The 19,258-nt window shown below is 70.5% G+C and carries 17 protein-coding genes and 1 pseudogene; 2 read left to right on the top strand and 16 right to left on the bottom strand.

Going from position 1 to position 19,258, the window contains the following annotated elements:
* Position 1: 1 nt before the first annotated feature.
* The 7 genes from glpK to ASG40_RS22050 all read right to left on the bottom strand — a co-directional run bounded on the left by glpK (position 2) and on the right by ASG40_RS22050 (position 7,892).
* Positions 2 to 1,507, bottom strand: coding sequence for a glycerol kinase GlpK (glpK, locus tag ASG40_RS05605; RefSeq protein ID WP_055882163.1), 1,506 nt, complete (start codon positions 1,505 to 1,507; stop codon positions 2 to 4).
* 145 nt (positions 1,508 to 1,652) lie between these two features.
* Complete coding sequence (glpD, locus tag ASG40_RS05600; protein ID WP_274533819.1) at positions 1,653 to 3,161, bottom strand: glycerol-3-phosphate dehydrogenase; 1,509 nt, start codon at positions 3,159 to 3,161, stop codon at positions 1,653 to 1,655.
* Between the two features lie 94 nt (positions 3,162 to 3,255).
* Positions 3,256 to 3,924: an HAD family hydrolase gene (locus tag ASG40_RS05595; protein ID WP_055882160.1), complete on the bottom strand. Its 669-nt coding sequence runs from the start codon at positions 3,922 to 3,924 to the stop codon at positions 3,256 to 3,258.
* A 105-nt stretch (positions 3,925 to 4,029) separates the two neighbouring features.
* Positions 4,030 to 5,547 (bottom strand): chromosomal replication initiator protein DnaA, encoded by a 1,518-nt coding sequence (gene dnaA, locus ASG40_RS05590; RefSeq protein WP_055882409.1) that lies wholly within the window; start codon positions 5,545 to 5,547, stop codon positions 4,030 to 4,032.
* A gap of 486 nt (positions 5,548 to 6,033) precedes the next feature.
* Positions 6,034 to 6,300 carry a 30S ribosomal protein S20 gene (gene rpsT / locus ASG40_RS05585; RefSeq protein ID WP_055882157.1) on the bottom strand — a complete coding sequence of 89 codons (267 nt, stop codon included), beginning with the start codon at positions 6,298 to 6,300 and terminating at the stop codon, positions 6,034 to 6,036.
* Between the two features lie 195 nt (positions 6,301 to 6,495).
* On the bottom strand, positions 6,496 to 7,356 hold the full coding sequence (locus ASG40_RS22055; protein ID WP_055882153.1) for a TIGR04222 domain-containing membrane protein: 861 nt from the start codon (positions 7,354 to 7,356) through the stop codon (positions 6,496 to 6,498).
* Positions 7,353 to 7,892: a glycine-rich domain-containing protein gene (locus tag ASG40_RS22050; protein ID WP_244475615.1), complete on the bottom strand. Its 540-nt coding sequence runs from the start codon at positions 7,890 to 7,892 to the stop codon at positions 7,353 to 7,355. Before ASG40_RS22050 ends, ASG40_RS22055 begins: the two co-directional genes overlap by 4 nt.
* Before the next feature lie 233 nt (positions 7,893 to 8,125).
* On the opposite strand from ASG40_RS22050, the gene ASG40_RS05570 reads away from it, so the two are divergent.
* Positions 8,126 to 8,539: a VOC family protein gene (locus ASG40_RS05570; protein WP_055882151.1), complete on the top strand. Its 414-nt coding sequence runs from the start codon at positions 8,126 to 8,128 to the stop codon at positions 8,537 to 8,539.
* Positions 8,540 to 8,545: 6 nt separating this feature from the next.
* Here the strand turns inward: ASG40_RS05570 and ASG40_RS05565 are convergent, their stop codons facing one another.
* Together ASG40_RS05565 and ASG40_RS05560 are read right to left on the bottom strand one after the other, a co-directional pair.
* Complete coding sequence (locus tag ASG40_RS05565; protein ID WP_055882148.1) at positions 8,546 to 8,767, bottom strand: hypothetical protein; 222 nt, start codon at positions 8,765 to 8,767, stop codon at positions 8,546 to 8,548.
* A 204-nt stretch (positions 8,768 to 8,971) separates the two neighbouring features.
* On the bottom strand, positions 8,972 to 10,333 hold the full coding sequence (locus ASG40_RS05560) for a phosphopantothenoylcysteine decarboxylase domain-containing protein (RefSeq protein ID WP_055882146.1): 1,362 nt from the start codon (positions 10,331 to 10,333) through the stop codon (positions 8,972 to 8,974).
* Positions 10,334 to 10,488: 155 nt separating this feature from the next.
* Between ASG40_RS05560 and ASG40_RS05555 the strand changes: the two genes are divergently transcribed.
* Positions 10,489 to 12,162, top strand: coding sequence for a lysine--tRNA ligase (locus ASG40_RS05555; protein ID WP_055882142.1), 1,674 nt, complete (start codon positions 10,489 to 10,491; stop codon positions 12,160 to 12,162).
* Positions 12,163 to 12,172: 10 nt separating this feature from the next.
* Here the strand turns inward: ASG40_RS05555 and ASG40_RS05550 are convergent, their stop codons facing one another.
* The 7 genes and pseudogenes from ASG40_RS05550 to ASG40_RS22045 form a co-directional block, all read right to left on the bottom strand.
* The gene (locus ASG40_RS05550) at positions 12,173 to 13,267 is read right to left on the bottom strand and encodes a GGDEF domain-containing protein (protein WP_156387574.1); all 1,095 of its coding nucleotides are present in this window, start codon (positions 13,265 to 13,267) and stop codon (positions 12,173 to 12,175) included.
* A gap of 281 nt (positions 13,268 to 13,548) precedes the next feature.
* Positions 13,549 to 14,391 (bottom strand): SDR family NAD(P)-dependent oxidoreductase, encoded by an 843-nt coding sequence (locus tag ASG40_RS05545; RefSeq protein WP_055882126.1) that lies wholly within the window; start codon positions 14,389 to 14,391, stop codon positions 13,549 to 13,551.
* Between the two features lie 16 nt (positions 14,392 to 14,407).
* Complete coding sequence (locus ASG40_RS05540) at positions 14,408 to 14,587, bottom strand: DUF1328 family protein (RefSeq protein WP_055882123.1); 180 nt, start codon at positions 14,585 to 14,587, stop codon at positions 14,408 to 14,410.
* Positions 14,588 to 14,674: 87 nt separating this feature from the next.
* Positions 14,675 to 16,063: a deoxyribodipyrimidine photo-lyase gene (locus ASG40_RS05535; protein ID WP_055882121.1), complete on the bottom strand. Its 1,389-nt coding sequence runs from the start codon at positions 16,061 to 16,063 to the stop codon at positions 14,675 to 14,677.
* A 526-nt stretch (positions 16,064 to 16,589) separates the two neighbouring features.
* A complete protein-coding gene (locus ASG40_RS05530; RefSeq protein WP_055882113.1) occupies positions 16,590 to 17,696 on the bottom strand; it encodes a TRAP transporter substrate-binding protein in 1,107 nt (368 codons plus the stop codon).
* A 168-nt stretch (positions 17,697 to 17,864) separates the two neighbouring features.
* A complete protein-coding gene (locus tag ASG40_RS05525) occupies positions 17,865 to 18,998 on the bottom strand; it encodes a branched-chain amino acid ABC transporter substrate-binding protein (RefSeq protein ID WP_055882111.1) in 1,134 nt (377 codons plus the stop codon).
* Between the two features lie 109 nt (positions 18,999 to 19,107).
* Positions 19,108 to 19,258 (bottom strand): annotated as a pseudogene (locus ASG40_RS22045) (polysaccharide biosynthesis/export family protein); the annotation flags it as partial.

Raw genomic sequence — 19,258 nt, 5'->3', positions numbered from 1 at the left:
CTCACGCGCCCGGCGTCGTCCAGTCGAAGGAGCGCTCCACCGCCTTGGTCCAGCCGCTGACGAGCGTCGTGCGTAGGCTCTCGTCCATGGACGGGTGCCAGCGGCGGTCGACGCCCCAGTTGGCGACGAGGTCGTCGGTGCCGTTCCAGTAGCCGGTGGCGAGGCCGGCGGCGTAGGCCGCGCCCAATGCCGTGGTCTCCACGACCTTGGGGCGCACCACCGGCACGTTCAGGATGTCGGCCTGGAACTGCATGAGGAGGTCGTTCCTCACCATGCCGCCGTCGGTGCGCAACTCGCTGATGCCGATCCCGGAATCCTGCGCCATCGCCTCCAGCACCTCGCGGGTCTGGTAGGCGGTCGCCTCCAGCGCGGCGCGGGCGATGTGGCCCTTGTTGGCGTAGCGCGTGAGCCCGGCGATGACGCCGCGCGCGCGCGCGCGCCAATGCGGCGCGTAGAGGCCGGAGAAGGCGGGTACGATGTAGACGTCGCCGTTGTCGGCGACGGTGCGGGCCAGGGGCTCGATCTCGGCGCTGTGGCCGATGATCCCGAGGTTGTCGCGCAGCCATTGCACCAGGGCGCCGGCGATGGCGATGGAGCCCTCCAGGGCATAGACCGCGGGCCGGTCGCCGAGCCTGTACCCCACCGTGGTGACGAGGCCGCAGGTGGAAGCCACCGGCTGGGCCCCGGTGTTCATGAGCACGAAGCAGCCGGTGCCGTAGGTGTTCTTGGCTTCGCCCGCGGCAAAGCAGGTCTGCCCGAACAAGGCCGCCTGCTGGTCGCCGAGGATGCCGGCGATGGGGACGCCGGTAAAGGGCGTGCGGGTCTCGCCGTAGACCGCGCTGGACGAGACGATGGCCGGCAGCATCGCGCGCGGGACGTCGAACGCGGCGAGCATGCCGGGGTCCCAGTCGAGGGTGTCCAGCGCCATCAGTTGCGTGCGGCTGGCGTTGGTGACGTCGGTGAGGTGGAGGCCGCCCTCGGCTCCGCCGGTGAGGTTCCAGACCAGCCAGGTGTCGATGGTGCCGAACAGGACGTCCCCCGCCTGCGCCCGCTCCCGCGTGCCCGGCACCGCATCCAGCAGCCAGGCGAGCTTCAGGCCCGAAAAGTAGCTCGCCAGGGGCAGGCCGGTGACGGCGCGGAAGCGGTCTTTCCCGCCGGCTTGCGCGAAGCGGGCGACGAGGCCGTCGACGCGGGTGTCCTGCCAGACCAGGGCGTTGTGGAGCGGCCGGCCGGTGCGGCGGTCCCAGACCAGCGTGGTCTCGCGCTGGTTGGTGATGCCGAGGGAAAGGAGGTCGGTGGGCGCGATCCCGGCCGCCTCCAGGGCCTCGCGCATGACGATCCGGGTGTTGCGCCAGATCTCCAGGGGGTCGTGCTCGACGTGACCGGGCTTGGGATAGATCTGCTCGTGCTCGCGCTGGGCCGAGCCGACGATGTCACCGCGCCGGTCGAACACGATGAAGCGCGTGCTGGTGGTGCCCTGGTCGATGGCGCCGACGTAGCTGCCCATGATCGTCCCTCCTCATGGCCGTCTCTCCCGCCCCGACGTGTCTTCCAGGGCCCGGTCCTGGTCGGTCCGGTCCTGGTCGGTCCGGTCCTGGCCGATCCGGTCCTGGCCGATCCGGTCCTGGCCGATCCCGTCCTGCGATCGGACGTCACGCCGCCGCCGCGCGCCCCTTCAGGTAGGCGGCGAGCCGGGCCTGTCCCTCGGGTGGGATCCGCAGGCCGAGCTTCGAGCGGCGCCACAGGATGTCGTCGGCCGAGCGAGCCCATTCGTGGATGGTCAGGTAGTCCACCTCCACCGCCGTGAGATCGTCGCCGAACCGCTCGCCGAGGTCGGCGAGAGAGTGGGCCGCGCCGAGCAGGCGGTCCACCCGGGTGCCGTAGGCGCGGGCGAGGCGCCGCGCCATGGCCGGCGGCAGGAACGGCTTTCGCAGCCGCAGATCGGCGAGGAAGCGCTCGAGATCGGCCCCGGGCATGTCGCCACCGGGCAGGGTGCTCCCCGCCGTCCAGGCCGGGGTGAGATGGGGGGCGTAGGGCGCCAGCTTCTCCATGGCGTGTTCGGCCAGACGCCGATAGGTGGTGATCTTGCCGCCGAACACCGAGAGCACCGGCAGCCGCCCGTCGCGGTCCGACAGGTCGAGGACGTAGTCGCGGGTCACGGCGGAGGCGTTCTTTGCGGCATCGTCGAACAGCGGGCGCACGCCGGAAAAGCTCCAGACCACGTCGTCGGGGCCGATGCGCCGCGCGAACGAGCGGTTGATGCAGTCGCACAGGTAACGGGTCTCGTCGGGGGAGATCGCCACCGGGCCGGGCTCGCCGGCATGGGGCACGTCGGTGGTGCCGACGAGCGTGAAGTCGCGCTCGTAGGGGATCGCGAACACGATGCGCCGGTCGGGCTGCTGCAGGATGTAGGCGTGCTCGCCCTCGTACATCTTCGGCACCACGATGTGGCTGCCCTTGACGAGCCGCACCGCCGCGCGGCTGGCGATGCCGAGGGTGCTCCCCAGCGTCTGGCCGACCCAGGGGCCGGCGGCGTTGACGACGATCCTCGCGTGTACGGTCTCGATGCGGCCGGTGGCGACGTCACGCAGGTCCGCGATCCAAGTCCCGTCGTCGCGCCTGGCCGCATCCACCGCCGTGCGCGTGCGGATGTCGGCGCCGCGCTCGCGCGCATCCATGGCGTTGAGCACCACGAGGCGGCTGTCCTCGACCCAGCAGTCGGAATAGGCGAACCCCCGGGTCAGGCGCGGCTGCAGCGGCGCCCCGTGGGCGCCGGCGCGCAGCCGCACCGAGGCCGAGCCGGGGAGGGTGCGCAGCCGGGCGAGGTGGTCGTAGAGAAACAACCCCAGCCGCAGCATCCAGGCCGGGCGCAGGCCCTCGTCGTGGGGCAGGACGAAGCGCAAGGGCCAGATGACGTGCGGAGCCTGGGCGAGCAGGCGCTCACGCTCGGCCAGGGCCTCGCGCACCAGGCGGAACTCGTAGTACTCGAGATAGCGAAGGCCGCCGTGGATCAGCTTGGTCGAGGACGACGAGGTGAATTCGGCGAGGTCCCCGCGCTCGCACAGGAGCACCGTGAGGCCGCGCCCGGCCGCGTCCCGCGCGATCCCGGTGCCGTTGATGCCGCCGCCGATGACGAGCATGTCGTAGGTCGTCGGCTGCACCCGTTCCCCTCCCGTGGCGCTCGGCGTCGCCCCGTCAGACTTTCACAGGTGGTCGTCCGGCGCGAGGCGAAACGCGTCCTCTGCGCAAAGGGCCTCAGGCGCGCGCCAACGGCGAGTCGTCGTAGCGGGCCAGGAGATCGGCCGCGTCGCGGTAGACCGCGATGCATCCGGCCGCGATCAGGTCGGCCTCTGCCCATCCGCCGCAGGTGAGGCCGACGACGCGCAGGCCCGCTTTGCCGGCGGCCTCGGCATCGTAGGGCGTGTCGCCGACCACCAGCGCCTTCTCCGGAGAGAGATCGCCGAGGCGGTCGAGGGCGGCGACGAAAATGTCGGGATGGGGCTTGCTCCGCTCGGCATCGTCCGAGGAGGTCTCCTCGTCGACGAGGTCGGCGATGTCCGCCAGTCTCTTGTAGCCTGCGAGCTCGTCGCCCTTGGCCGAGGAGGCCAGCGCGATCCGGGTGCCGTCGACGATCAGCCGCTGCATCAGCGCGCGGACCTGCGGGAAGGGACGGATCGTCGCCAGGTAGCGTCCATGCAGGATGCCGCCGCGATGCGCCTGGAGGGCCTCGCCGCGTTCCGCGATCTCGCTGTCCGAGAGGAACACCGGCAGGAGCTGGTCGCCACCCTTGCCGATCTGGGCGCGCAGGTCGGCGAGCGGGATGTCGTGGCCGAAGTCGGCGAAGGCGTCCTGCCAGGCGCGGGCGTGCTGGTCGTTGGAATCGATGAGCGTGCCGTCGACGTCGAAGATCACGGTCTCGGGCATGGGGGACGGCTCCTGACGGGGCCGCCCATCACCGGGCGGCCCCATCGGAGAAAGCATCGGGCGCGGGCCCTGTTCCCGCGACGGGCGCGCGCGGACCGGTGCCGATCAATCCTGCAGCATGCGCTTCAGGAGTTCGACCTCCTCGGACAGGACCGTGTCCTCGCCGATCAGCTTGTCGATCTTGCGCACCGCATGCAGCACGGTGGTGTGGTCGCGTCCCCCGAAGCGGCGCCCGATCTCGGGCAGGGAGCGCAGGGTCAGCACCTTCGAGAGATACATCGCGATCTGGCGCGGCTTGACCACGGCGGCGGTGCGCCTCTCGGACAGGATGTCGGAGCGCGAGACGTTGTAGCGCGAGGCCACCAGCTTCTGGATGTCCTCGATCTTGATGCGCTTGGGCTCGCGGTTCTTGACGAGGTCGCGGATCGCGGTCTCGGCCGTCTCCATGGTCACGGCGGTGCCGGTGAGGGTGGCGTGCGCCAGGAGGCGGTTGACGGCGCCCTCGAGGTCGCGGCCGTTGGCGGTGATCGCCCGGGCGACGTAGCTCGCCACCGTCGGCGAGACCTCGAAGCCGGGATGGGTCACCCGCACCGCCGCCAGGCGGGCGGACAGGATCGAGGTGCGCAGCGTCTCGTCGAGGGTGCCGATCTCGACCACGAGACCGCCGCCCAGGCGCGAACGCACGCGCTCGTCGAGGGCTTCGAGCTCGGTCGGAGGCCGGTCGGACGCCACCACGATCTGGCGGCCGGCGTCGATCAGGGCGTTGATGGTGTGGCCGAACTCGGCCTGGATCGACTTGCCCTGGATGAACTGGACGTCGTCGAGGATGAGCAGGTCGATGGCGCGCAGGCGCTCCTTGAAGGCCAGCGCGTTCTGGGTCTTCAGGGCGTTGACGAAGCCGTACATGAAGCGGTCGGCGGTGAGGTAGATCACGCGCTTGCCGGATTCGCGGGTGGCGTGGCCGATGGCGTGCAGGAGGTGGGTCTTGCCCAGCCCGACCCCGGCGTGGAGGTAGAGCGGGTTGTAGAGGGCAGGGCCGCCGTCGTGGCGGGCGACGCGCTCGGCGGCCGCATGGGCCAGGGCGTTGGAGCGGCCGACGACGAAGCTCGTGAAGGTGAGGCGGTTATCGAGCGGGGCACCGCTGAGGTCGCCGGCCTCGGGCCGGGCGGAGGCGGGCGCCTCGGTCTCGGGCACCGGGGAGGCGGCCTCGCCCTGGTGGAGGAAGGCCACGGACGCCGGTGAGGCCTGGAGCCGGGCCAGCGGGCTCGCCGGGGCGTTCACCTTCTGGGCGGCGGGCGCGACGCGGACGGGGGCGGCGGCGCCGCGCACCCCGACCTCGATGCGGGTGACCGCCTCGACTTCGCTGCGGAAGGTGTTGAGCACGCGGTCGAGGTAATGCGATTCGATCCAGCTCTTGAGGAAGCGGGTCGGGACGGTGAGACGGGCCGTGCCGGCGACCACCGCATCGAGTTCGAGGCGGGCGAACCAGCTCGCGAACACGTCCTCGCCGAGTTCCGCCCTCAGGCGGCGCTTGACGCGCGCCCAGGCGGCCGTGGCATCGGCGGCACTGGTCGCGTTCCTGCCGATCTCGCCGTCATCCGCCGCGCTGCCCTCGACCTGCATCATCGCTCTCCTCGCGCAGGGGACGGAGGACCGCCGCCGACGCGTACGCACACTAGACCGTCACACCGGTCCCGCAGCAATTCGCGGAACTCAGATCGTCGCCCGCGAGTCAACCCCGGATCGCGAGCTTTTGTCGATATGAGATGGCTATCAACAATTAGCTACGGTTCTCCTAACAAACCGAGCCGGCCGCACCGCATCGCGAGTCATCGAAGGGGAGTTGCGCGGCTCGCCGGAGTCGAGCGGAAGAAAAGATCTTGCGGTCGATTCGACGAGGTCTCAACAAAGCGTAAATTTTATCGCTCCAGGCGAGAGATCATTAATCTACACAGCCCCCCAAGACTCCGCAACGCCAAGGATTCGACTCCAGGGTTAACGCCCGCGGGCCCGTTCGCATGTCCCTCGCCGCCGGTCGGGGGTGCCGAAACGAAAGAAGCCCGGCCAGATGGCCGGGCTTCTTTCAGGACCGCTCCGAGGAGGGTGGTGTCAGGCGGCGAGCGCCTTGACCCGCGCGGCGAGCCGCGACACCTTCCGGGAGGCGTTGTTCTTGTGAACGATGCCGTGCTGGGCAGCGCGCATGATCTCGGGCTCGGCCTCGCGCAGGGCGGTGAGGGCGATGGACGGGTCGCCAGCGGCGATGGCTTCCTCGACCTTGCGGACGAAGGTGCGCATGCGGCTGCGGCGCGAGCGGTTCACGGCGGTCCGCTTCGCGATCTTGCGGGTCATCTTCTTGGCCGACACGGTGTTGGCCATGGTGGCATCCTCGTTCAGAATGAGGCGATGCCGACGAGCCCGTGGGCCTGAAGTGTCGGTCGTCGCGAAGGTTGTTCGGGCAATGGCGAAGCCGACGGGCCACGCGTTGCGCGGCATGTCGGCGAAGCGCGCTCTATAGACAGGAGCCGGCGCGCCGTCAACGCGAGGATCGGCCCCGTCGCACCGCCGGCCGTGTCAGTCGCCCCCGCCGCAGCCTCCGCAACCACCGCCGCCGTTGCCACCGCTGCCGCATCCGCCGCCGGTGCCGTTCCCGGCGGACGTGGTCCGGACGAGGTCGCGGTAACCGGCGTGGGCGGTGCCGGCGAGGACCGCAGTGCCGGCCAGGGCGACGGCGAGGCTCAGTTCGGCGGCGATCGGCGCCCGGGCCGCGCGGGCATGGCACCGGCCGAGGTCCGCCAAGGCCGCGTCGCCTGCCCGCGTTCGCCGGGGCGGACGCAGGAAGTGAAATACGCCGAGCGCGGCCGTGGCCACGACCAGGACGACGAGGAACGCCACCGGCTTGCCACGCGACAGGCCGATGGCGACCGTGGTGAGGCCGAAGGCGAGGAGCCCGCCGAACAGGACGAGGGTCGCCCAGCGCAGGCGCCCCGCAGCGGCATCGTCGACCACGAAGCCGCGCCCGGCGAGCCGGAACCGGAGCGGACCCAGGCACTCCTTCACCGCGGCGATCAACTCCTGTCGCGTGTAGGCCTGCCGCCCCCCGCCGGCGGACGCGATCGCGGCCAAGGGAGCGAAGGCAGTGGGAAGGGCGTGGGCCACGCCCGCCGTCGCGATCCGCTTGGGCCGGGTCTCGGTGAGGACGCCGCCCGCCGCGAGGATCGCCACGGCGAAGGCATCGGCGACGCGGGGGGCGCCGCCGGCGAGATAGGCGATCGCCATCGCGTCGAGGTCGCGGACGGGGCCGGGGACGCCCGCACCCTTCAGGACCGCATGCAGTACCCGGTGGGCTGCGACCACGCACAGGGTGGCGCCGAGGTAGAGAACGAGGAACGGTCCGCCGGTCGGGTCGAAGGAGCCGAGCCCGGCCACGTTCATAGGGGCAGCCCTCCGCCCACCGGCTCTCCGCCCGGGCGCAGGAACGACGGCCGGCCCCAAAGCGGCAGGCGCGGGCGCGGCAGGACGAGGTGCCGGCGCATGTCGACGCAGCGGTAGCGCGGGGCGGGCCCGAACCGTTGGGCCGTGCCGGGCCAGAACAGCGGGTCGGGTGGGCCGAAGCGCGCCTCGTAGCGCACGAGGGTCTGGGCGTATTGCTCGCGGTAGCGGGCCTGTTCGGCCGGGCCGCCCTCGGTGGGATCGTGGTGGAGCGGGCGTTGCAGGACCTCGCCACACCAGGCGTCCCAATAGTCCCGCGAATAGGTCAGGTGCAGGTGCCAAACCTCGTCCACCTCCTCGCTCGGGGTGACGGGCAGGGCGCCGGTGACGGCCAGAAAGCAGAAGCGCCGGTATTCGCCGATGGCGACGCGCGCGGTCGCGAGGGGCCAGCCCCGGTCCCGGGCGAGGCGCCCGGTGAAGGTCAGGCGGTGCTCGGGCCGCTCGAAGTCGTGCGCCGCGATGCGGATCCAGAGATCCACGTCCGAGGGATCCCAGCCCGTGCCTGTCCGATCCGACATCACGTCCCCCTTCAGAACGAAACGGCGCCGCGAAAGCCATCGGCCGGCCCGGCAGCGGGCCCGTCGCGCCAGAAATGGTCTGGCACGCGACGATGGTCCCGACCAGATCGCTCCGGCGCGATCAATCAGACCGCTACCTTGACGCACGTGCGACCTTCGACAGAGTCTCGAACTGCGAGACAGGAGACCAGCGCATGCGGATGATCTTCGTAAACCTGCCGGTGAAGGACCTTCCAGCCTCCAAGACCTTTTTCTCGGCCCTCGGCTTCGCCTTCAACCCCGACTTCACCGACGACACCGCCGCCTGCATGGTGGTGTCCGACACCATATTCGTGATGCTGCTCACCGAAGCCCGCTTCCGGGACTTCATCACCGGCGAGATCTGCGACGCCACCAAGGCCAACGAGGTGCTCACCTGCCTCTCGGCGGACTCGCGCGAGGCGGTGGACGACATGCTGGCCAAGGCCCTCGCGGCCGGCGCGAAGCCGTGGAAGCCCAACATGGACTACGGCTTCATGTACGGCTGCAGCTTCCAGGACCTCGACGGCCATGTCTGGGAGCTGATGCACATGGCTCGGCCGAACGACGACGCCGTCCCCGACGCCTGACGGCCCTCAGCCCGGCGGCACGGTGGTATCGGCCGAGCGCGACAGCAGCGTCGAGGCGAGGCTCGCCGGCGCGAAGGTCGCCACGAGATGAATCGCGATGATGGGTGCGAACACCAGCGACATCATCACGAGCATGATGACGGCCACGTTGGCGTCGCGCGACCTGGTGAGCGACTTGGCGGAAGAACCCGCGCGCGAGGCACGGGAGAATGCAGGGAACAGGGTCATGGGCTCACCTCGTTCGACCGGCCGCCGGAGGCCGGTCGCGGGCGAGCCCGATCAAGCGATCAGGCGGGCAGCACGCGGTCGGCCGAAGGCGGCGCGGTCCATCGACTACTGTCGCTGGGCATTGGGTTCAGTCGTTCCTATGGGGCCACCGGACCGGATCGTATCGAGGCCGACGGCAGCCCTCGAATGATGCGGTGCGAGGGGTTAGTCAAGGCTTAACGCGCCGGGTCTCGCCGAGTTCGTTTCCGGCGTCGTCGGCCCTTCGAGGCGGGCGGGGAAGCGCGCCACCAGGCGCCGCGCGACCTCGTCCTTGTCGAGGGTGGGCCAGGTCTCCAGCGCGCCGTCGGGCGAGAGGAGGTGGACGGTGTTGTGCGAGCCACCCATCACGCCGCCTTCGGCCGAGACGTCGTTGGCCACGAGGAGGTCGCAGCCCTTGCGGTTGAGCTTGGCCCGGGCGTGGTCGAGGACCGTGTCGGTCTCGGCGGCGAAGCCGACCACGAGGGCCGGGCGCCCCTCGGTGCGCCGCGCGATGGTGGCGAGGATGTCGGGGTTCTCGACGAGGCCGAGGGGGGCGACCGCGCCGCCGTCCTTCTTGATCTTGCCCGGTCGCCATTCGGCCGGACGCCAGTCGCCGACGGCGGCGGCGAAGACCGCCACGTCGGCGGGCAGGGCCGCCTCGACGGCCGCCAGCATCTGCCGGGCGGTCTCGACGCGCACCACCGCGACCCCGGCGGGATCGGGGATACCCACCGGTCCGGACACCAGGGTGACCCGGGCACCGGCGGCGGCGGCGGCGGCGGCGATGGCGTGGCCCTGCCGACCCGAGGAGCGGTTGGCGAGATAGCGGACCGGATCGATCGGCTCGTGGGTGGGGCCGGAGGTGACGAGGACATGCCTGCCGGCGAGCGGCCCGCCGCCGGTCATGCCGGCGTTCTCGTCCGTGTTCCGGTCGGTGTTCCTGCCGGCGAGGAAGCCGAACCCGCCCTCGGGCCGGGCCGGCGCCAGCAGGGCTTCCACCGCGTCGGCGATCTCGTGCGGCTCCGCCAGCCGGCCCGGGCCGAACTCGGCCTCGGCCATGGCGCCGTCGTTGGGCCCGACCACATGGACGCCGTCGGCGATCAGGGTGGCGAGGTTGCGCCGGGTCGCCGGGTGCTGCCACATCCGCACGTTCATGGCCGGCGCGATCAGGATCGGCAGGGTGGTGGCGAGCAGGACCGTGGTGGCGAGGTCCGAGGCGTGGCCGTTCGCCATGCGCGCCATCAGGTTGGCGGTGGCCGGGGCCACGACGACGGCGTCGGCGTCGCGGGCGAGTCGGATGTGGCCGATCTCGGCCTCGTCGGCCCGGTCGAACAGGTCGGTATGGGCGCGCTCCCCCGCCAGCGCCGCGGCGGCGAGCGGCGTCACGAACTCCTGGGCCCCGGCAGTGAGCAGCGGGCGCACCATCGCGCCGCGCTCGCGCAGCCGCCGGATCAGGTCGAGGGCCTTGTAGGCCGCGATGCCGCCCCCGACGACGAGGAGGATGCGGCGGTTCCGGAGGGGGAGTGACGTGGCGCGACCGGTCGACATTCCCCGACCAATCACCGTCCCGTCGGTGCGGTCAAGAGCGCCAGCGGCGGCCGGGGACGGCCCGGATCGCGGGTTCGCGACGCGTTGACCCACGCCTGGCCCCTCCCTAGGGTGCCACGCTTCCCCACCCCCCGTCGAACCGCGCGTTTCCCATCATGCCGTCGCCGCTTTCCCTCGACCCCGCCCTCATCGAGGCCGCCGCCACGGCGACCGCCTGGCCCTTCGAGGAGGCGAGGAAGCTGGTGGCGCGGATCGAGCGCAAGCCGAAGGCCGAGGTCCTGTTCGAGACCGGCTACGGCCCCTCGGGGCTGCCGCACATCGGCACCTTCGGCGAGGTGGCGCGGACCTCGATGGTGCGCCACGCCTTCCGGGTGCTGACCAACGACAGCGTGCCGACCCGGCTGATCGCCTTCTCGGACGACATGGACGGCCTGCGCAAGGTGCCCGACAACGTGCCCAACAAGGACATGCTGATCGGCGCCCTCAACCAGCCGCTGACCCGCGTGCCCGACCCGTTCGGCACCCACGACAGCTTCGGGGCGCACAACAACGCCGAACTGCGCCGTTTCCTCGACGCCTTCGGCTTCGACTACGAGTTCCGCTCGGCCACCGCCTGCTACCAGGCCGGGCTGTTCGACGAGGCCCTGCTCACCGTGCTCGACCGCTACGAGGCGGTGATGGCGATCATGCTGCCCTCGCTCAGGGCGGAGCGGTCGGCGAGCTATTCGCCGTTCCTGCCGATCCACCCGGTGACGGGAGAGGTGATGCAGGTGGCCATCGACGAGGTCCGGGTCGGCGCCGGCACCCTGGTCTGGCGCGACCCCAAGACGAACGAGGCCTACGAGACCCCGGTGACGGGCGGGCACGCCAAGCTGCAGTGGAAGCCCGACTGGGCGATGCGCTGGGTGGCGCTCGGCATCGACTACGAGATGGCCGGCAAGGACCTGATCGATTCCGTGAAGCTGTCGGGCGAGATCGCCCGGGCGCTCGGCGGCGATCCGCCGGAGGGGTTCAACTACGAGCTCTTCCTCGACAAGGACGGCAAGAAGATCTCGAAGTCGAAGGGCAACGGCCTCTCGATCGACGACTGGCTGGTCTACGGCACCGCCGACAGTCTCGCGCTGTTCATGTACAACAAGCCGCGCGAGGCCAAGCGCCTGTTCGTGGAGATGATCCCGCGGCAGGTCGACGACTACCTGACCTTCCTGGAGAAGTTCCCCGGCCAGGAGCCGGCCCAGCGTCTCGGCAACCCGGTCTGGCACCTGCACGCGGGCCATCCGCCGGCGGCGGAGGCCGTGGGCAAGGGCGGCGCGCTCACCTTCGCCATGCTCCTCAACCTCGCCACCGTCGCCAACACCGAGGACCCGGCGGTGCTGTGGGGCTTCATCCGCCGCTACGATCCGGAGATCGGGCCGCAGACCCATCCGGTCCTCGACCGGCTGGTCGGCCATGCGCTCGCCTATTTCCGCGACCTGGTGCGGCCGGCCAAGACCTACCGGGCGGCCACCCAGGAGGAGCGGGCTGCGTTGGAGGACCTGTCGCGGACGCTGGCCGCGCACGAAGGCTCCACGGATCCGGAGGGGCTGCAGGCCATCGTCTACGAGGTCGGGCGGCGGCATTTCCCCGACCTGTCGGGCAAGGCCAAGAGCCCGGACGGGCGGCCGGGCGTGTCGCAAGCCTGGTTCACCACCATCTACAACGTGCTGTTCGGGGAGGCGCGGGGGCCGCGCTTCGGGTCGTTCGTCGCCCTCTACGGCGTCGCCGAGACCCGCGCCCTCATCGCCGCGGCGCTGGCGGGCGACTTCCTGCCGAAGCCGGCGGCGGCCTGAGGCGCTCGCGTCACGCCGATTGCAGCATCGCGTCGCCGCGGCGTCCGCCGAGGGTGGAGCGGTTCCGGCCCTGGCGCTTGGCGTCGTAGAGCGCCCGGTCGGCCTGGGCGATGACATCGCCCTGCGAGGCGCTCCCGCCGGCCGGCTTGACCGCGACCCCGATGCTGGCGGTGACGAACCTCGCGCCGTCGCGACGGCCGGGATGGGCGATGCCGAGGGCGGCGATCGCCTGCACGAGGCCGTCGGCGATCCGAAGCGCCTCGATCTCCGTCACGTCCCGCACCACCAGGGTGAACTCCTCCCCGCCGTAGCGCGCGCACACCCGGTCCGGGCCGTCCGCCGCCGAGGCGATGACCGTGCCGACGCTCAACAGGCACTCGTCGCCCCGCGGATGGCCGAGGGCGTCGTTGAAGAGCTTGAAGTGGTCGATGTCGATCATCATCAGGGCGGCGGGGCGATGGTCGGCGAACCATTCGCCCAGCCGCTCGTCCAGGAAACGACGGTTGGGGAGCCCGGTGAGGGCATCGGTGCGCGACAGGTCCTGGAATTTCTGCCGGTTGGCGTCCGCCTGTTCCGCCTTGAGGACGGCACGCACGGTCCTGAGGTAGTCCAGGCACCGACGGCGCTCGATCCGGTAATTGGCGTAGAGGCTGAAGATGCACGCCGTGGCGATCTGGACGACGAAGGCCGCCCGCAGGGCCGGATCGAGCTCGGCCTTCGCCGCGAGGGCGACCGCGACGACGGCGAAGGCCGCGACGGTGAACATCGCCGCATGCCGAAACCGCAGGGCCAGAAGCATGTTCCCGAAGACCAGGGTGAGGGAGAACTCCCCGAAGGTATAGTTCCCCAGCGGCGCGGCGGTGAGCCAGAACAGGAAGACCGGGAGCACGAAGGCGTTGACGATGCCGTTGAGCACCAGCCATTCGCGCTGCGCCGGGGACACGCGGCCGATGAGCCAGGCGAGGCCGAGGGAGACCGGCGTCACGAGGAACACCCGCGCGGTCACGGAGAGCCACAGGATGTCGGGCAGGAGGACGATGCTGGTCAGGTTGTAGGCGTTGTAGAGGATGAGGCCGACGTAGATGGCGTGGCGCAGGCTCGCCACGCGCTCCGCCCCATGCTCGGCCTCGTATCGCTCCTCCAGCTTCGGTTCGAAGCGGAGCCACCGATCGAGTCCTTCGTGACCCCTCGACTCATCGAGAAGGAGAGCTGCCCGCTCCGACACCGTGACGATCCTCAAACAACGAGGACGACGATGGCATGGTGTCGGTTAAGGCATCGATCGCCAACACCGACGTTTGATAGGATATCGGCGCGATCTCTGCGATCGCGTCGTAGTCGTAACCCGGCCGGGTCTTGCATGCCCGAAGGCAGATCGGCCCGGGGCTATGGCAGCGACCCGGGCTCGCCGATCTGGCGCAGGCTCGACGCCCAGACCCGCTCCTGCAGCGCCTCGTCGCGGGCCGCGGCCGAAACCGGCACCGGCCGGCGGCGCGCGAAATACAACCCGCTGACACCCTCGACGTCGGGCGAGGTCGCCAGATGGAGCGAGGTCGCCGCCCCGTCGGACGGTGCGATGAGAAACGGGCGGATCACTTTCCAGGCGAGACCGAACCAGCCACCCGTGCCGCCGGCAAAGCCGGTGGCGACCACTCCCGGATGCAGGCTGTTGGCGGTGACGCCGCTGCCGGCCAGCCGTCGGGCGAGGGCAGCGGTGAACAGCACGTTGCCGAGCTTGGCCTGGCTGTAGGCCTTGATCGCCGAGTAGCCCGTGGCCGAATCGGTGCCGATCCGGCCGCGCTTGTGCGCCATGGAGGCGACGCTGACGATCCTTGCCGGGGCACTGGCTTTCAGGAGATCGAGCAGTTCGAGGGTCAGGAGCATATAGGCGAGGTGATCGAGGGCCCAGGTCTGCTCGATCCCGTCCTCGGTGACGGCATGGCTGTCGAAGATCGCACCGGCGTTGTTCACGAGCACGTCGAGGCGGTCGTAGGCGGAGCGGACCTCCGCCGCGAGATGCCTTACCTGCGCCTGCGAGGACAGGTCGGCGACGAACACGTCCACCACCGCCCCCGGCACGTCTGCGCGGATGGCCTGCGCCGAGCGATCGGTGCGGGCGCGGTCGCGCCCGACGATGCCGACCCTGGCTCCGGCTCGGGCAAGCCCCAGCGCCGTCTCGTAACCGATGCCGGACGTGGCACCGGTGACGAGACAGACCGTGCCGGTCATGTCGGCCGTCATCGGCCTAGAACACCGCCTGGCCGATGGCGAAAGCGACGACCACGATCACGAGGGCCAGCAGCAGGAACAGCCCGAACAGGATGCGGGCGAGCGAGCCGGCCCCCGAGGCGATTCCCGTGAACCCGAGGCCGCCGGCGATCAGCGACACCACGAAGCAGATGAGAGCCCATTTCAGCAAGGTCATGGTTGCGGTCCCGGTACGACGATCGAGCGACAACAACCCGGCCGGGAAAGCGTTCCGCCAAGCTTGATCGTGGTGGCGGCCCGAACGTCATGCTTCCGCGCGGCACAGCCGCGCCACGTCGGCGAGATAGGCCTTGGCGTCGATCTTCCTGAGCGAATTCTCGCTCTGGTAGCGGATGGTACCGAACACCTTGCGACGGGCCCAGGGGCGATCGTGCAGGCCGTAGACCCAGGCGACGTTGGTGAAGGAATTCGCGTCGCGCCCGTCGAGGAAGTAGCGGTTGTTGAGCCGCAGGGTGCGGGCGAAGCCCTCCTGGGGCGTGGGCGACCATTCGAGGATCTTCTTGCCCCAGTACATGCGCAGGTGGTTGTGCATGTAGCCCGTCACCCGCATCTCGGCCTGCGCCGCGTTCCAGTGGACGTCGTGCGTCCGGCCCTCGGCGAGGTCCTCGTCCGAATAGGCGTAGGGGCGCGGGTCGTCGGCATGCTCGGCCAGGGTCTTGCGCGCCCAGTCGGGCAGGGCGCCGTCGTAGGTGTCGTAGTCCTTCGTGAAGTGAACGTGGTTCATCGCGAGTTCGCGGCGCACGATCAGCTCCTCGAGGTACGAGGACTTGTCGTCGGGGGCGCCGGTCTTGGCGGCCCTGACCGCCACGGCGATCTCCACCGGCGAGATCTGTCCGAAGTGCAGGTAGGGGCTCATGTGGGAGGCGGCCCCCGCCTCGGGCCGGCCACGCTCGGCGCCGTAGCGGGCGAACGGCCCGGCGAGATAGGCCTTGAGCCGGCGCCGGGCTTCCGCGTGCCCGCCCTTGAACCGCTTCACCGGGGCCACCGACCGGTCGAGGGTGAGCCCGGCGAGCACGCCGTCCGGGTCGGCCGGATCGACCTCCCCCTTCAGCCGCAAGCCCTCGGCCCGGTGCGCGACCTCGCGCTCGGCGAGGGGAGCGATGAAATCGTCCATCAGGCGCTGGACCTTCGGGCGCAGGGTGCGGGCGGCGAATTCGTGCTTGGTCGAGGCGGTCTCCACCGGCACCACCACGTCGCCCTCCACCTGGATCACCCGGGTGCCGCCGGCCTCTCCGATCTCGGCGTACCAGTGCTTCTGGATCGACAGGTAGCCGCGGTCGAGGACGAGAAGCGCGGCCTTGCCCGCCAGGTCGCTCGCGAGGACGGCCGGCGAGGCCTTGCGCATCACGAAGGCGATCCCGCGCGCCTCGAGCCCCGCCTTCACGTCGGCCAGCCCCTGCAGCATGAAGGCGTAATGGCGCGCGTTGGCCTCGGGAAAGCCGTTGGCGCCGTCGAGCAGCCCGAAGCAGACCACCACGGGGCAGCCGATGCGGTTGGCTTCCTCCACCGCGAATTCGAGGGCCGGATTGAAGGCCACCCGCTGCGATTGCTGCATGAGATAGAGGACGTAGCGCCCCGTCTCGCGGGGAGGGACGTCGTTGAGGACCCGCAGGCGGGCGGCCGGAATCGTCATCGGGTCGTGCTGCCTTCCATTGCCTGCCGCCGGACGGAATCGTTCAGGCCCGGCGTCTTCCATCGTTCGGCACCCGAGGCAGGCGGCCGAAGCGCGGGGTGATTCGCCGTCACGTCCCAGGCGCCGCGCATCTCAGGTCTCGAAGCGCCCCAGAGTGCAAGCGGTCGGACACCCGCTGCGACGCACGAGCGCAGATCGAGAGGTGCGCCCCGGCGCGTCGTCGAAACGCGTGTCCGATCAGATGTTTATCTCGTTCGCGCCCAATCGAACCGGCGACCGGCGCTGGAACCGTCGCGGATTTTCGGCTGCGACATTTTGGAGACATGCCGGCGGCAACGGGCAGCCCTGCGGGAAAAGCGTCAGTGGTGCTGCCTTAACTCCCTTGCAATTTTTTACGGCTGCATCAGATTGTGCATTGCGGGACTGCGATGGCGTCGCGGTCCTGCTGCCCTCCTTGGGCGTTTCCTCCCTAGACTTCGGGCCGCCTTTCGGGGCGGCCTTTTTTCTGTCCGCAATCGCGCGCCGATCATCCTCGGGCGCGGGCGCGGATCATGAAGTTGTCGAAGGTGTATTCCGCTACCTGGAACCAGAGATACTCTTCGTTGCGGAACGTCTTAAGTGCATCGTGGAGCCGCTTGAAGTCCGGGTTCTTGGCGGAGAGATCGGCGTAGACCTCGTTGGCGTTCTTCAACGCGGCTTCCATCACCTCTTGCGGAAACGGACGCAGCTGCGCGCCGCCGGCCACGAGGCGACGCAGGGCGCCGGGATTGCGCGCATCGTACTTGGCCTGGACCTCGGCATGGACCTGGGCGGCAGCGGCCTGGAGCACCGCCTTGTAGGGCTTCGACAGGGCCTTCCACTGCTCGGCGTTGATCCAGGCGAACAGCAGCGAACCGCCCTCCCAGAAGCCGGGATAGTGATAGATCGGTGCGACCTTCTGGAGACCGAGCTTCTCGTCGTCGTAAGGGCCGATCCACTCGGCGGCATCGATGGTCTTGGCCTCGAGCGCCCCGTAGATCTCCGGTCCGGGGGTGGTCTGCGCCACCACGCCCAGCCGCGACAGCACCTGCGCCCCGAGGCCGCCGACCCTCAGCTTGAGGCCCTGCAGGTCGGAGACGGCCTTGATCTCGCGCCGGAACCAGCCTCCCATCTGCGCGCCGGTGTTGCCCGCCGGCAGGGCGACGAGCCCCTGCTTGCCGAATACCTCGCCGAACAGGTCGGCCGCTCCGCCCTGGAGCCACCAGGCGCTCTGGCCGCGGGCGTTGAGGCCGAACGGCAAAGCGGTGGCCAGGGCGAAGACCGGGTCCTTGGCGAGGGTGGCCGGGCCGTAGCCCATCTCCACGGTGCCCGCCGAGACCGCCTCGATCATCCCGTCCGCGGCCACCGGCTCGCCCGGGGCCTGGACCTGGATCTGGAAATGCCCGTCGGTGGCCTCCGCGACACGGCGGGACAGGGCCTCGGCCGCACCGAAAAGGATGTCGAGCCCCTTGGGATAGGTGCAGGCCAGGCGCCAGCGCACGTCCGGCGCGGTCTGGGCGAGAGCGGGCGCGGCCAGACCGCCGGCGAGACCGGCGGCGGTCAGGCCGGCACCGGCAAAGCCGATCACGGTACGGCGCGGAACGGAGGGGGCCATGGGTTTCGTCGCTTCCTCAGATGACCGGGGGCACGGGCAGGCCGCCCGGTACGAACGGGACAGGACCGGAAACGATCCCGGCGCCAGGGTTCCGAACCCGGACGGGCATCCGGCGGCCATCGGATGGTGCAGGGATCCGGTTGCGCCCGGATCGGGCGCGCCCGAGGATCAGTTGGCGTTGGCGTAGGTGAAGGCCCCGTCCTTCCAGACGTAGAGGACGTAGCCCTGGGCGGTGACGTCACCCTTGGCGTCGAAGCCCACCGCGCCGAGCACGAGGTCGAAGCGTTCCGCGTGCAGGGTCGCGGCGATGCGGCGGGGATCGGTCGACCGGGCGAAGTTGCCGGCCGCGGCGAGCGCCTGGAGGGCGGCGTAGCCGTAGAGGGTCGACCCCTCCGGTTCCGTGCCCTCGGCCTTGAAGGCCTGCACCGCCTGGGCCGCCTCGGGCTTGCGGCGGGGGTCGAGGTAGAACGTCATCAGGACCCCGTTGCTGGCGGGGCCGGCGATGGCGGCGAATTCCTGGGTGGCGATGGCGGAGGTGCCGAACCATTGCGGCTTGAACCCGCGCTCGGCCGAGATCCGCACGAGGCGGCCCATCTCGCGGGCGTCGCCGCCATAGTAGACCACGGCGATCCCCGCCTCCCGGAGACGGTCGGCCAGCGCCATGGCGTCGGCGTCGCTAGGGGTGAACTGGGTACTCACCGCCTCGTTGATGCCGATCCGATTGAGGTTCTCCTTGGTCGCCGCGGCGAGGTTGCGGGACGCGGGCGTCTGGTCGCTGAGGATCGCGATCTTCCGGTCGCGGAACCGCTCGGCGAGCACGGTGGCCGAGAGCTTGGCCTGATCGTCGTCCCGCCCGCAGACCCGGAACACATTGGGAAGGCCGCGGTCGGTGAGCTTGGCGGCCACGGAGGCCGCCGTGATCATCACGGTGCCGTTGCCGGCATAGACGTCGGAGGCGGCGATCGAGGCGTTGGAGCAGACGTGGCCGACCACGAGGCGCACGTCGCTGGTGGCGTAGTGGTTGGCCACCGCCACGGCCTTGTTGGAATCGCAGGCGTCGTCCTGGACGTCGAGGCGGATGGTGCGGCCGTCGAGGCCGCCCTTGGCGTTGAGATCCCGGGCCGCCGCCTCGACCCCGCGCAGGACCTGCTCGCCCACCGCCACGTAGGCGCCCGAGCGCGGCACAGCGACGCCGATCACGACGTCGGTCGTCGGGGCCGCGCAGACGGCGATGGAGGCGACGGACACGCCTGCCAGTGCCAGCAGCGGTCCCACCAGTCCGAGCACGACGCCCCGTCTCACCGCCTCTCCCGACCTCTCGAAGAACGCAAGGCAAACGGGCCGGCCGCGCCGCTTGCCGATGGACCGTGCGACCCCTGCGGGATCGCACGCCCGAACGCAAGAGGCGAGATCAGCGCGAGACGGAGTAGACCGACGCGGCAGACGCCACGGGGCTCGCGACGGTGGAGAACACGGAGAGGACCTTCTGGACCTCGGAGAAGGGTGCGTTGGAGACGTAGATGAGGTCGCGGTTTCTCATGCGGAAGGCCTGGGTGAGGAAC

This window comes from Methylobacterium sp. Leaf399 (genome assembly GCF_001424525.1).
In the GTDB taxonomy this organism is placed as follows: Bacteria; Pseudomonadota; Alphaproteobacteria; order Rhizobiales; family Beijerinckiaceae; genus Methylobacterium.
Note: the sequence above shows the minus strand (reverse complement) of the source record. Positions and strands in the feature narration are given on the sequence as shown.